This is a genomic window from Plantactinospora sp. GCM10030261 (assembly GCF_042666615.1).
In the GTDB taxonomy this organism is placed as follows: domain Bacteria; phylum Actinomycetota; class Actinomycetes; order Mycobacteriales; family Micromonosporaceae; genus KBS50.
In genome coordinates this window covers 13849-26900 of the sequence record NZ_JBHTDD010000004.1, presented here as the reverse complement: position 1 = coordinate 26900, position 13052 = coordinate 13849, and the positions used below count along the sequence as shown (strand labels likewise).

Below are 13052 nucleotides of genomic sequence, written 5' to 3'. Positions count from 1 at the left end.
CCGTCAGCCGAAGAACCGGCGCAGTTCCTCGCCCACCACCGCCGGCCGCCCGCGTTCGTCGGAGTTCCCGGTCGCCCCGTGGTCGAGGCCCGGCAGCTCGATCCGCCGGGCCAGCGGCAACACCCGCGCCAGGTCGTCCAACGCACGTTTCAGGTATGGCCGGGTACGCCCGCCACCCAGCAGCAGCACCTCGATGCCGAGCGGCCGGAACCGCTCGACCGTGCCGGCCAGTTCGGTGACGACCCCGAGATCGTGACGCAACGTCGGCCCCAGCCGCCGCATCGGGATCATCCCGTCGACCGGCCGACGGTCCTGCTGCGCCATCGCGAGCGCGGTGAGCCGCTCCAGCAGCCGACGCGGGAGCCGCCGGAACAGCGCCGGACCCATCTCGGCGGCCAGCATGGCGGTGACCATCGCGGCCGGTAGCCGGCCCGACGTAAACTCCCGGTCGAACCGCTCAAGCACGGCCGCCGGGGAGTCACGCGCCGGATACAGCGGCGGTTCGAAGACGGCCAACCGCCGGATGGCGGGCACCTCCAGCGCCGCACACAGTGCGACAAGCGCTCCCGAGCTGACACCGAAGACGCGTTCCGCGCCGGTCTCCGCGATAAGCGCGGCGAGGTCGTCGACCTCGGTACGGAGGACGTCGCCCGCCGGAGGGTGGGGGCCGCTCAGGCCCCGTCCTCGGCGATCCGGCAGGTAAACGGTGAAGGCGTCGGCGAGCACCGACGCCAGGTCCCGGTGGCTGTGCGACGACTGCATCGCGCCGTGCAGCAGCACCAGCCCCGGTCCGGCGCCCTGCCTGCGGTATCCGATGGTGGTGCCGTCCCGGGACGGCACCGAGCCGGTGCGTATCTCTGTCAACATGCCTGCTCCCATGGGTGCTCGACCGGCCGGCGGTGGCCGGCCGGATGTCGGACCGGTCCGGGAGCGGACGCCCAGCTAACCTTTCAGGTGCCACCTGGTGGCCGGGGATCCGCCCACGGGTCTCGGTCCCGGGTTTCGCGGGCCTCGCGGGGTGTTGGCGCACCTCGCGAGGCCCGCGCCGGTCAGTCGTCCCCTCCCTTCCGGTCCACGGCCGACGCGCCGTCGTCGGTGTCGCGGCGTCGATGCCGGCGGGCCCACTCCGGCGCCCAACCCGTCTCCGGGTCGGTGATCCGGGCCCGGAAGTCGCGGCAGAACGTCTCCTCGGCGTCGAGCAACGCGAGCCGGTAGTCCTCCTCGACCAGGAACAGCGGTGGCACTCCGCGGGCGCGCGAATCGTCGATCAGTGTGCTGATCTCGGCGCGCCGCTCGGCCAACCGGCGCAGCCGCCGGTCCAGCAGCTCCACCACCTCGTCGGGCGGCAATGCGCCGATCAACGACAGGGCTCCGACGAACTGCGGATATTCGTGTCGCGGCTGCTCGACGAGGTCGCGCAGCCAGTCGCGAAGCTCGACCCGGCCGGACGCGGTGAGGGCGTAGACGGTGCGCTCCGGCCGGGCGCCGTCGCGAACGGACTCCCGCTCGGCGACGAATCCGGCCCGCGAGAGCTGCTGCACCACCATGTAGAGCGAGCCGTGGGTGAACTTGATGCTCCGGTCGTCACCGTTGTCGCGCAACGTGCGGCTCAACTCGTACGGATGCATGGGGCGCTGGCTCAGGTAGCAGAGCACGGCGAGGGCCAACGGATTGCCCACCGCCCGCCGCTCGGCCATCGCGCCCCCTGGATAGTTGATGCCAACTATCCGGGCCCAAATAGTCGATGTCAACTATAGGGTTCTAGGCCTGTCCGTTGCTCCCCGGTGATCAAGAGATTCGCGTCAACCGTGCCGGCGATCCGTGACGCGGACCTCTTGATCAACTCGACGATGGGGCGGTGGGGAGCTCGGCGCGAGCGGCGACGATCAGGGCGTCGGTGGTCGCGATTACCGACGGGTCGTCGGGCGGGGTGCCGGGGTCGTAGCGGACCGTCCAGGTCAGCCCGTCCACCCCGCTCACCCGGCGGGCGACCACCCGCACGCCACCGCCGTCGAGACGGTGGTGCGCGGTGTACGCCACCGACTTCGTCACGCGGGCCCGCACCTGCTCCGGCAACTCACCCGGCTCCAGCAGCAGAAACGTCCGGGCGGGCAGGTCGGCCACCACCTGGTAGCCGTCCCGCTCGGCGATCCGCTCGGCCGGGGTCACCGTCAGCTCGCGGCCGGACCAGACCGCCTTGTGCACCTCGTGCCAGCCGCACCGTCGCGACCCGGCCACCGGGCCGGCGGTCGCCTCCGGCCCCCCGGGCGCCGACACCGTCGAGAGCTTCACCGGCTCCGATACCGTCGAGGGACCAACCGGCTCCGTCGAGGGACCAACCGGCTCCGGCAGCCAGAGGCCGCGGTTGGTGGCCACCACGGTGCCCGCCTGCCGGTCCACCACCGCCCAGGCCAGCACCCGTTCCTCCGGGTCCAGCGGCGGCCGCCGGTCCGCCGGCAGCTTCGGCGTACGCCGGAACAGACGCACTCCTACCACCCTCCCGCGGCCTGCTCGCGCAGCGCCCGCGCGTGTTGTTCGAGGGAGAGCAGCTCGCCGAAGTGGGCGAAGTACTCGTCCTTGTTGGCCACCGGGTTGATCCGCTGAATCTTGGACTTCAGCTCCCGCACCCGGGTGGTCACCGAGCCCAGCTCCAGCCGGGCCAGCGTCACCGAGACGTACCGGGGGTCGGGCTCACCGTCGATCCGCAGCGGCTCCACCGCCAACTCACCGACGAGGGCCTGCGCCGCCAGGTCAGCGCATGCGTCGCGGACCGACTCGATCCACACCGCACCGCCGGTCGCCGCCGTCGCGCCACCCGCCACGCCGACCGCCGCCCGCACCGCCTGGTGTACGGGGTGCAGGTACACCACCGCGTCCAGCGCGTCGAACATCGGGCCGGCCAGCACCGGCACCTGGAGAGCCAGCTTCAACGCCTCCCGCTCGACAAGCGACTGCGGGCTGTCGACGGACGGCTCGGGACGGCGGACCGCCACCGGGTCGGGCGACCGGCGCGCCGAACCCCGGGAGGCACGCCCCGGATCCGCCCCGGACGACGCCACCGCCCGCTGCACCGGCTCGATCTCCATGCCCAGATCGCCAGCCAGCTTCCGGACGTACTCGGACAGCTTCTCCCGGTCCTTGATCCGGGCGACCAGTGGCGCCGCCCGGCGCATCGCCTCCACCCGACCGTCGACCGTCTCCAGGTCGTACCGGCTGATCACCTGGCGGATCGCGAAGTCGACAAGCGGCTCCCGACGGGCGACCAGGTCGCGGACCGCCGTGTCCCCCTTGGCCAGCCGCAACTCGCAGGGGTCCATGTTGTCCGGGCTGACCGCGATGAAGGTCCGCCCGACAAAGCGCTGGTCCTCCTCGAAGGCGCGCAACGCCGCCTTCTGCCCCGCCGCGTCCCCGTCGAAGGTGAAGATGATTTCGCCGTCCCGGCCGTCGGTGTCCATCAGCAGCCGACGCAGTACGCCGATGTGGTCGGCGCCGAACGCCGTGCCACAGGTCGCCACCGCCACCGGAACGTCGGCCAGGTGACACGCCATCACATCGGTGTACCCCTCGACGATCACCGCCCGGCCCTGCTTGGCGATCTCCCGTTTGGCCTGGTCGACGCCGTACAACACATGTGACTTCTTGTAGATCGGCGTCTCCGGCGTGTTCAGGTACTTCGGTCCGTCGTCGTCGTCGAAAAGCTTGCGCGCCCCGAACCCGATGGTGTCGCCGCTCAGCTCCCGGATCGGCCAGAGCAGCCGGCGCCGGAACCGGTCGATGAGCGAACCGGACCGCGCCTCCCGGGACAGCCCGGCGGTGATCAGCTCCGGCCCGGTGAACCCGCGCCCGCGCAGGTGCCGGGTGAGCGGATCCCACCCGTCCGGTGCGAACCCGCAGCCGTACCGCAGCGCCGCCGCCCGGTCGAACCCACGCTGGGCGAGGAACTCGCGAGCCGGTCGGGCGCCGGCCGTGCCGAGCTGATCGGCGTAGAACTCGACGGCCGCCGCGTGCGCGGCGACCAGCCGCTGCCGCTGCCCCTGCTGGGCGCGGACCGGGGCCGGACCGGCCTCCACGTACCGCAACTGGATGCCGGCGCGGGCGGCGAGCCGCTCCACCGACTCGACGAACGTCAGGTGCTCGGCGTCCATCAGGAACTTGATGGCGTCCCCGCCGAGGCCGCAGCCAAAGCAGTACCAGACGTTGCGGGCCGGGGAGACGTTGAAAGACGGCGACTTCTCGTCGTGGAACGGGCACAGCCCCTTGAGGTTGCCGCCACCGGCCGGCCGGAGCGTGACCGTCTCGGAGATGACGTCGGCGATGGAGGTGCGCTCCCGGACCAGTGCGATGTCCTCGTCCCGGATCCGTCCCGCCATTGCCCACCCCCTCGACCCCCATCCTGCCCTGTGTCGGCGATCTCGCCCACCCGGGGTCGGGGTGTCGCCAGCGAACCGTCCACCCCCGGGCGGCAGGCCGACGGACCGTCCTTCCGGGGCGCGCCGGCGACCCGTCCACCCGCCGTCAGGCCAGCCCGGTGCAGATCGAGCGGATATCGGTGGTCAGGTGGGGATCGCCGCAGTCGGTGCCGGACGAGACCCGTCCCGCGACCCGCCAGATTCCCTTGTCCAGGCGGAGAAACACCTGGTTGCCTCCGGGGATCTCGGACTCCGGGTCGGTGACCGCGAGCAACCGGGCGACGCCGCCGCGGCAGCCGAGTACCTCGACCCGCGCCAGGCTCGTCGTGGTCAGTGCCGCTTCGGTGGCCTCGAGCAGCACGGGTGGGCGGCACGACGGATCGGAGTCCGCCGTCGGCGGGAGAGCGGCGAGCTTGGTCGGCTGGGTGGCGGACGGTACCGGCGGGACGGCTCCACCGGGGGCCGCGGGTTGCCCCGGCACCGCCGCGGACCCGGCTGGCACGCCGGACCCGTCCGGCATCACCGGCGCGCCGGTCCCGTCCGGTGCCGGTGCGGCCGACGACCCGCCGTCGATCGTGGCGGTCGGCGCCGGCGCGGTCCCGAGCGTCTCCCCGGCCGATGTGTCGTGCCCGCACGCCGCCGCCGCGACGGTCAGGCCAACCGCAAGGGCCAGCAGGCCGCCTCGTCGGATGATCATCATGTTCTCCCGTCCGTGATGCGCCGGCCGGAGCGGACCGGGCTGTGGCTGACGCTAGGAGGGAGACCCCCGGAAGATCTGAACAAAACCTGAAAGCGCCGGTGGGAGGGGTTCAGCGGGGGTTGACGACGACGTTCGTGGCGGACGGCACCGGGTCGGCGGGCACGCATCCGCATCCCCAGCGACGGTGCCAACCCGGTGCCTCGGCATACTCCCGGGTGCCCAGCCGCCGGAAGGTCGACGCCGCCGCCTCCCACGCCGCGTGCGCCGCGGTGACGTCGTTCCGGGCGGCATGCACCGCGCCGAGATCCCGCAGCGTCCGCGCCATGCCCAGGTCGTGGTCCATTACCCGCCATGAGTCGTACGCGACGGTCAGCGTGTCGAACGCCTCGTCCGGCCGCCCTCCCGCGAGGTGCAACTCCCCGATCGTCCGCAGCACCAATGCCTCGCCGAACTTGTCGTGCAACCGGCGGCAGGTGCGCAGGGCACGGTCCAACGGCTCCAGGGGTCGCGCCACATCACCCTGGCGGAACCAGACCTTGGCCAGCGCCTGCATGGTGTAACAGGCGAGGTGCGCCTCGTCGTGGCCCGTCACCACCTCGTGTGCCCGCGCGCACCAGCGTTCCGCCTCCGCCAGCTCGCCCCTCGCCCGGTGCACCATGCCGACCCCGCGATCCCCGATCGCCTCGCCCCGCCAGTTCCCCAATGCCCGGTAACGGTCGATCGCCTCGGTCAGCCGGGCCAGGGCGACCTCGTCCTCGCCGAGTTCGCGGTGGCAGTGTCCGAGTCCGTAAACCGCGTGAGCGGCACCGTTCTCGTCGTTCAGGCGGGACAGCGTGTCCGCGGCGGCGGTGATCAGAGGAACGGCCTCCCGATGCCGGCCCACCTCGCGCAGCACCGTGCCGAGACCGTTGCGCGCCGCCGCGGCGCCGTGCTCGTGCCCCGCCGCGTCGAACAGCTCAACGGCGTCGCGGAAGCTCCGCTCCGCCGCGACGAAGCGGTCCTCCTTGTAGCGCAGCAGGGCGATGCCGCACGCGATGACGGCCTCCCCGACCGCGTTACCGGCCTTACGCGCCGCAGTCAGCGCCGCCGCGTGGGTCCGGTTCCAGCCCAGGAAATCGTTACGCACCGCGAAGGACGCGAAGACAAGCGCGTCGGCCAGCGCGCATGCGGCGATGTCCAGACCCAGGTCCGCGGCGCGCTCGACGGCCGCGATCAGGCACGGGGCCTCCGTCTCCAACCAACCGGCACGCGAGTGGTCCGCGGCGAGCACCGCCGGTTCCAGGTCGATCGGCATCGGCGCCTGCCGATAGAGCGGCGGTACGGCGTACGGCAACCGCTGACCCAGCCGTTCACACAGTTCCGTACCTGCCATCAGCACCCGGGCGACCGCGGCGCGCAGGTCACCGTCGGTGTGTTCCGCCACGGCACGCTCATGGGCGAACAGTCGAACAAGGTCGTGCATCTGGTAACGGAGCACCTGGCTCGTCGGGTCCACCATGGCGGTCACCAGCCGGGCGTCACACAACTGCTCCAGCAACTCCTCGATGGTGTCGAGGCTGTGGCCGGTCAACGCCGCCGCGAGCCAGCCAGAGAAATCAGTCGCCCCCAGGAAGCCCAACAGCCGGAACGCCTTGCGGACCGCGGGTTCGAGTGCCTGGTAGCCGATCCCGACACTGACCCGTACGGCCAGCCCGTCCGCCGCCATTTCGTCCAGTCGGCCGCGCTCGTCCCGCATCCGGTCGGCGAGACGGGCGATCCGCCGGTGCCGCCGGGCGGCGATCCGGGCTCCCACGATGCGCAGGGCGAGCGGCAGGCCGGCGCACATGCCGGCCAGTTCGGTCGCCGCCTCCGGTTCGGCGACGACACGTTCCACCCCGACAATGCGCTCCAACAGGGCCATCGAGTCGGCCCGGGTCAGCAGCGGCACCTCGATGTGCTCGGCACCGGGAACGGTGGTGAGCATCGCCCGGCTGGACACGATCAGGGCACTCCCCGGCCCGCCAGGGACCAACGGCCGGACCTCCTCGGCACTCGCCGCGGAGTCGAGCACGATCAGGATGCGACGACCGCTGAGCATCGAACGGTACTGACCGAGCTTGTCCTCCATCGTCCGCAACTGTTGGACGTTCGGCACGCCCAGTGCGCGCAGCACCCGGTCCAGGGCATCGACGGAGTCGCCGTTGCGACCACCCAGCGTCACGAAGATCTGTCCGTCCGGATAGGAACGCCGCAGCAGGTACGCCAGCCGTACGCTGAGCGCGGTCTTCCCCACCCCGCCGGGGCCGGACAGGATGACGACGGGTCCCGCCGTGCCGTCGGCCGCCCGACCGGCCGGTTGCAACACGCTGAGCGCGCACGAGATCTCGGGTTCGCAACCGATGTGGTCGGGCAGGTCGGCAGGCAGTTGGCAGCCCGGTGCCCCGGCTCGCGGTGGACCCGCCGGCTCCGGCTCGGGCGGCGCGGGCGGCTCCGCCGTCGACGCCCGGACGGCCGCCACCACGGGGCGACGCAGGTTGTCCCGGAGGATGTCCCGGTGCAGCTCCCGCAGCTCGGCACCGGGCTCGACACCCAATTCGTCGGCCAGCAGCGTCCTGGTCCGGGCGTACAGAGCCAGCGCCTCAGCCCGGCGGCCGCTGAACAGGAGGGCCCGCATCAGGTTCAGCACGAGCGGCTCGGTGAGCGGGCTGCGGTCCAGCGCCTGCGCGAGGCGGTCGGCGACGCGCGCGGGGTGACCCTGTCGCATCTCGCTGTCGGCCCAGTCCAGCAGGACCTGGACGAGGTGCTTGCGCAGCCCTTCCCGGACCCGCTCCGCCCAGCCACCCGGCAGGCCGTCGAGCGGTTCACCGCGCCACAGATCGATCGCCTCGCGCAGCATTACGGTCCGGTCGGGGTGATCCTCGGCGAGTTCCTGCGCCTGCCCGGCCAGCCGGCGTAATCGGTGTAGGTCGACCCGATCCGGATCAGCCTCCAGCAGATACCCGCTGTGGCCACGGCTCACGGTGACCGGTCTTGCCGTCGCCTCGCCCGGCGCGGCGAGGATCCGGCGGATCCGGGTGAGGTAGGTGTAGAGAACGCCTCGGGCGTCGGCCGGCGGGGTGTCGTCCCAAACCCGGTCGACAAGCACCTCGATCGGCACGTTGCGACCCACGTCGATGGCGAGCGCGGCGAACACCAGCCGCTGTTTCGGTGGGCCCAGATCCAACACCTGGCCGTCCACCAGGACCTGCATCTCGCCGAGTACACGTAGTTCCACGGCATCGCCCCCGCGTCCGTAGTCCCGTCATGCCGCCCTGTAACCAGGCCGTTTGGAAACGTCAAGGATCCGTTCAGGTTCGCTACCGAGTCCGCCCGCGAAAGTCTTCGCAGGAAACACCCGGACTGCTCGACCACTGCTCCGGATCCGCCTCTTCTTTCCACCTCCGCGCACATCGAGAGAAAGGCAACGAACTCACAACCACATAAGGAATCGCACCGGGACCAGCTTCGAAAGGGCCGGTCTCCAGTTGATCCTGCGCCGCGGACTCTACCCGTCCCATCCGTTCCAGCCAATGCCCATCGCACGCCACCACCGGCGCCGCGGTCATCCCGGGCCCTAACAACGAAAGGAACAATCGTGCAGCGGATCCTCCGCAGTTCCCTCACCCGCAGATCGGTCGCCATGATCGGCATGTTGGTAATTACCGCCGGCGGCCTTGTCGGCCTCTCCCCCGATCCCGTCGAGGCATCAGTGGTCGACGGCCCCATCGGTCGCAGCGAGATCATGTCGCGCGCCCAGAACTGGGTGGACCGGGGCATCACGTACACCCAGACGGGCACCTGGGCCACCGACCCGGGCGGCTCCAAGACGTACCGCCGGGACTGCTCCGGCCTCGTGTCGATGGCCTGGCACCTGAACACCAGCTATGTCACGAGCAACTTCCAGGGCAGCAACTCGCGCTGGAAGACCCTGGGCAGCATCGACGAGTTCCAGGCCGGGGACGCCATGGTGCGCACCGGCCACATGGAGTTGTTCGCGTACTGGGCGGACAAGAACGACCACAGCAAGGGTGCCTACGTCTACTCCTTCAACAGCAACGGCGAGACCGTTCAGAACCCCACCAAGCGGACGAACTTCGGCAACCTCGGCTTCAACAGCGCCTCCGACCTGCGTTCGTACAAGCCGATCCGGCGGACCGGCCTGACCAACGAGGTGAAGGGCGAGCGGACGGCCCCGGCGTTGGCGTACGACGACGGTGACGCCACCCAGACGATCTACCGCTGGCGCTCGAGCGGCAGCGGCTTCACCCACACCACCGACTACAAGGGTGAGGGGTCGTTCCAGCTGTCCCAGGTCGGTGACCGGGTCGCCGCCGGTGACGTCGACGGCGACGGCACCGACGACATCGTCATGGCCTACCAACTCGGCGACGGCACCTTCGGCTTCTACGTCTTCGACGGCGGCCTCACCAGCCGCGGCCGCTGGTACACCTCCGGCCCCTTCAACCTCAACACCGTCGGCGGCCGCCTCGTCGTCGCCGACTTCACCGGCGACGGCAAAGCCGAACCCGCCCTCATCCGCGACAACGGCGACGCCACCATGACCATCTACCGCTGGACCTCCACCGGCAGCAGCTTCACCCGCACCACCGACTACGACGGCGAAGGCGCCTTCCAACTCGCCAACGTCGGCAACCGGGTCGCCGCCGACGACGTCGACGGCGACGGCAAAGCCGACATCGTCATGGCCTACCAGATCTCCGACGGCACCTTCGGCTTCTACGTCTTCAAGAACGGACTCACCAGCCTCGGCCGCTGGTACACCTCCGGCCCCTTCAACCTCGGCCCCGTCGCCGGCCGCCTCGTCGTCGCCGACTTCACCGGCGACCGCAAAGCCGAACCCGCGCTCATCCGCGACAACGGCAACGCCACCCAAACCATCTACCGCTGGACCTCCACCGGCAGCAACTTCACCCGCACCACCGACTACGAAGGCGAAGGCTCCTGGGCCCTGTCCAACGTCGACGACCGCGTCGCCGCCGCCGACGTCGACAACGACGGCAAAGCCGACATCGTCCAGGCCTACCAACTCACCGACGGCACCTTCGGCTTCTACGTCTGGAAGAACGGACTCACCAGCCTCGGCCGCTGGTACACCTCCGGCAGCTACAACCTCGACCGCGTCGGCGGCCGCATGGTCCTCGGCAGCTGGTAGCCGATCCACCGGACAGCGATCCACCCGATGATTCGCCACATACAGCGTGGGGCCGTCGGATATCCGGCGGCCCCACGTCTGCGTGACTGGTCCGCGTCCGGTGCCGTTGCCATCCGGGTTCGTACCATCCTGGTGTTGCTGCTCCGTCCCGAGGTCCGGCGTCGCGGTCAGGCCGTCCGGCCGTCGGCGGACGCGGCGTCGCCCAGGCGCGGAAACGGCTCCAGCGAGAACACCACTTCGACCGGTACGTCGAAGTAGGCGGCGATCCGCAACGCCAGGTGCAGGCTCGGCCGGAACTCGCCGCGTTCCAGGTAGCCGACGGTCTGGTAGTGCACGTTCAACGCGTCGGCGAGTTGCCGCCGGGAGACGCCGCGTTCGGCGCGCAGCATGGCGATCCGGTTGTGGACCGTCTCACTCATCGACGAACGCCTCTCATCCCCACCGCTGCATGGCCTTCTCCCGCCGGGCGGCGACCCGGGAGCCGGCTTCCCGGCGGGCCATCCGGCGCAGCACGACCGGCGCCAACGCCAGGCCGAGCACGGCCCAACCGGTGAGGACCCCGAGGGTCTCCGGGTGTCGCCACGAGCCACCGATCTCCACGGCCGCCATGGCGTCCGGCAGCAGGGCCGAGCGCATGCCCAACCCTAGCCAGTAGAGCGGGAACACCTGCGCGACGCCCTGTAGCCAGCCGGGAAAGGTGTTGATCGGGTAGAAGATCCCGGAGAGCGCGACGAGGCCGAAGATCGGCAGCACCACCAGGCCCATGTTGCGCGGATTCTCGACGAGCGACCCGAAGACCGCACCGAGCGGCAGCATGGCCAGCAGCCCGACCACCGTCACCCAGGTCAGGGTGAGCCAGGCCGCCGGGCCGAGGTCGAGCCCGTCGAGGAAGAACAGGGCCGGGCTCAGCTGCATGGCCATGGCGAACACGGTCGCCGCCGAGATCATGATGATCTTACCGATCAGGTACCCCTGCATGCCGTTCGGAGTGGCCTTGGCGCGCAACAGCGTGCCGTCCTCCCGGTCGGCCACGAGTTGCTGGGCGAGTCCGAGCATGCCACCGAAGGTCAGCCCCATCCCGAGCGCGCTGGGCAGCGTCCGGGCGCCGAGGGAGAAGTCCGTGCCGGGCACCGTGGACCCGCGCATGAAGAAGATGGTGATCAGTACGATCACCGTGGGGAACAGGTAGTTCCACAACTCCGCCGGGCTGGCGAAGATGTTGCGCAGCTCGATCCAGCCGCGGTGGACGCCGGCCCGGACCGCCAGAGCGGTGGGATTCATCGACCCGCCTCCTCGAACGCGCGGACGGCGGCACCGGTCCGACGGTCGGTGCTGCCGGACTCCTGCTCGTAGACCATCGCCATGTAGGTGTCCTCCAGGCTGGCCCGGCGTACCTCAAGGTCACCGATGGCGTCGCCGTGCTGCCGGAACAGGTCCCGAACGAACCGGGTGGCGTCGGCGGTGGCGTGCACGAACCGGTCGCCGTCGTGCGTCCAGCGGACTTCGGCCTCGCCGGCCACCCGGCGGGACAGTTCGTCGGCGGACCCGTCGGCGATGATCCGTCCGCTGGTCAGGATGAGGATCCGGTCGGCCAGCTTCTCCGCCTCGTCCAGGTCGTGTGTGGTGAGCAGAATGGTGGTGTCGTCCAGGTCGGCCAGCCGGTGCACCAGGTCGTGGAACTCGCGCCGCACGGCCGGGTCGAACCCGACCGTCGGCTCGTCGAGGAAGAGCAGCTCCGGGCGGCCGACGATGCCGACCGCCACGTCCAACCGCCGGCGTTGCCCACCGGAGAGGGTGTTCACCCGCTTGCCGCCGTGCTCGGTCAGCCCGACGGCGGCGAGCAGGTCGTCAACCGGCCACGGGCGGCGGATCCGGTCCGTCGAGTACGCGGTGTAGAACGAGCCGAGATGGGTCAGCAGGTCCTGGACCCGCCACCTGCCGTGGTCGCGCCACGACTGGAGGACGACGCCGACCCGGGCCCGCCACCGCTCGTCGGCCCGGCCGGGGTCGGCGCCGAGCACCGTCACCTCGCCGGCCGACCGCATCCGGAAGCCCTCCAGGACCTCGATGGTGGTCGTCTTGCCGGCCCCGTTGGGACCGAGCAGGGCGATCACCTCGCCCCGTTGGGCGGTGAACGTGACGCCGTCGAGCACGTCCGTCGTGCCGTACCGCATCCGCAGGTCCCGGACGTCGATGACGACGTCGTCACCCGGTGGGGACGTCGCCCGCGCGGGACCGGACTCCTCCACAACTGTCACAGCTCTCCCCCTTACTGCACTACTCATACCGCGAAATGTAGCACTTCTACTACATCCCTGCAGTCTGGGTTCCCTCCTTCGGCGGGCAAGCATGCGGGGTTGTCGCCGCTGCCATCGCTCCGACAGCAACAACCCGCGTGCTCGCGAACCGATCCGAGGCGTACCGCCCTGCTAGGCTTCCGGGCACGACGGGCCGCGGAACCGCGGTCCCGCGGCGCGAAGGCGGTGAGTCGGAACGTGACGAGCACCCTCGACCGACGCCGCTCGCTCCGACGACGATGATCCAGGCCGCCGGGTAGGCGAGGCACTTCCGTTACCGGAAGGTCGCCGCACCACGATGGCCTTCGGTGACGGCGTCGTGCTGACGTTTCTGCCCAGCCGACACCGGCGCACACCGCTGCCGTCTCCGCACTCTCCACACCGGCACACCCGTCCGCCTCGCCCGGGGCACACCGACAGGCGACGTGACGTCGACCGTTCCCACCACTGTCCAC

10 protein-coding genes are annotated in these 13052 nt (G+C 70.8%); 1 reads left to right on the top strand and 9 read right to left on the bottom strand.

What is annotated here, in order from left to right:
• Nucleotides 1-3: 3 nt before the first annotated feature.
• The 6 genes from ACFQUZ_RS06600 to ACFQUZ_RS06575 all read right to left on the bottom strand — a co-directional run bounded on the left by ACFQUZ_RS06600 (nucleotide 4) and on the right by ACFQUZ_RS06575 (nucleotide 8362).
• Complete coding sequence (locus ACFQUZ_RS06600) at nucleotides 4-867, bottom strand: alpha/beta fold hydrolase (RefSeq protein WP_377438907.1); 864 nt, start codon at nucleotides 865-867, stop codon at nucleotides 4-6.
• A 182-nt stretch (nucleotides 868-1049) separates the two neighbouring features.
• On the bottom strand, nucleotides 1050-1697 hold the full coding sequence (locus ACFQUZ_RS06595) for a PadR family transcriptional regulator (protein ID WP_377438905.1): 648 nt from the start codon (nucleotides 1695-1697) through the stop codon (nucleotides 1050-1052).
• A 142-nt stretch (nucleotides 1698-1839) separates the two neighbouring features.
• Nucleotides 1840-2487 (bottom strand): hypothetical protein, encoded by a 648-nt coding sequence (locus ACFQUZ_RS06590; RefSeq protein WP_377438903.1) that lies wholly within the window; start codon nucleotides 2485-2487, stop codon nucleotides 1840-1842.
• Nucleotides 2488-2489: 2 nt separating this feature from the next.
• Entirely contained in the window at nucleotides 2490-4370 is a 1881-nt protein-coding gene (dnaG, locus tag ACFQUZ_RS06585) for a DNA primase (protein WP_377438901.1), read from the bottom strand.
• 145 nt (nucleotides 4371-4515) lie between these two features.
• On the bottom strand, nucleotides 4516-5106 hold the full coding sequence (locus ACFQUZ_RS06580; RefSeq protein WP_377438899.1) for a hypothetical protein: 591 nt from the start codon (nucleotides 5104-5106) through the stop codon (nucleotides 4516-4518).
• A gap of 112 nt (nucleotides 5107-5218) precedes the next feature.
• Nucleotides 5219-8362: a BTAD domain-containing putative transcriptional regulator gene (locus ACFQUZ_RS06575; RefSeq protein WP_377438897.1), complete on the bottom strand. Its 3144-nt coding sequence runs from the start codon at nucleotides 8360-8362 to the stop codon at nucleotides 5219-5221.
• A gap of 360 nt (nucleotides 8363-8722) precedes the next feature.
• Here ACFQUZ_RS06575 and ACFQUZ_RS06570 point away from each other — a divergent pair, with 360 nt between their 5' ends.
• Entirely contained in the window at nucleotides 8723-10300 is a 1578-nt protein-coding gene (locus ACFQUZ_RS06570) for an FG-GAP repeat domain-containing protein (RefSeq protein ID WP_377438894.1), read from the top strand.
• A 167-nt stretch (nucleotides 10301-10467) separates the two neighbouring features.
• Here the strand turns inward: ACFQUZ_RS06570 and ACFQUZ_RS06565 are convergent, their stop codons facing one another.
• The 3 genes from ACFQUZ_RS06565 to ACFQUZ_RS06555 are packed head-to-tail and all read right to left on the bottom strand — an operon-like array spanning nucleotide 10468 to nucleotide 12558.
• Nucleotides 10468-10719 carry a helix-turn-helix transcriptional regulator gene (locus ACFQUZ_RS06565; RefSeq protein WP_377438891.1) on the bottom strand — a complete coding sequence of 84 codons (252 nt, stop codon included), beginning with the start codon at nucleotides 10717-10719 and terminating at the stop codon, nucleotides 10468-10470.
• Nucleotides 10720-10732: 13 nt separating this feature from the next.
• Complete coding sequence (locus ACFQUZ_RS06560) at nucleotides 10733-11581, bottom strand: ABC transporter permease (RefSeq protein ID WP_377438889.1); 849 nt, start codon at nucleotides 11579-11581, stop codon at nucleotides 10733-10735.
• Nucleotides 11578-12558: an ABC transporter ATP-binding protein gene (locus ACFQUZ_RS06555; protein ID WP_377438887.1), complete on the bottom strand. Its 981-nt coding sequence runs from the start codon at nucleotides 12556-12558 to the stop codon at nucleotides 11578-11580. Before ACFQUZ_RS06555 ends, ACFQUZ_RS06560 begins: the two co-directional genes overlap by 4 nt.
• Between the last annotated feature and the right edge of the window lie 494 nt (nucleotides 12559-13052).

Excerpts from the sequence above, each read along its gene's own strand:
- ACFQUZ_RS06600 (WP_377438907.1), bottom strand. The coding sequence starts at position 867 with ATGTTGACAGAGATACGCACCGGCTCGGTGCCGTCCCGGGACGGCACC.
- ACFQUZ_RS06595 (WP_377438905.1), bottom strand. The coding sequence starts at position 1,697 with ATGGCCGAGCGGCGGGCGGTGGGCAATCCGTTGGCCCTCGCCGTGCTC.
- dnaG (WP_377438901.1), bottom strand. The coding sequence starts at position 4,370 with ATGGCGGGACGGATCCGGGACGAGGACATCGCACTGGTCCGGGAGCGC.
- ACFQUZ_RS06580 (WP_377438899.1), bottom strand. The coding sequence starts at position 5,106 with ATGATCATCCGACGAGGCGGCCTGCTGGCCCTTGCGGTTGGCCTGACC.
- ACFQUZ_RS06565 (WP_377438891.1), bottom strand. The coding sequence starts at position 10,719 with ATGAGTGAGACGGTCCACAACCGGATCGCCATGCTGCGCGCCGAACGC.
- ACFQUZ_RS06560 (WP_377438889.1), bottom strand. The coding sequence starts at position 11,581 with ATGAATCCCACCGCTCTGGCGGTCCGGGCCGGCGTCCACCGCGGCTGG.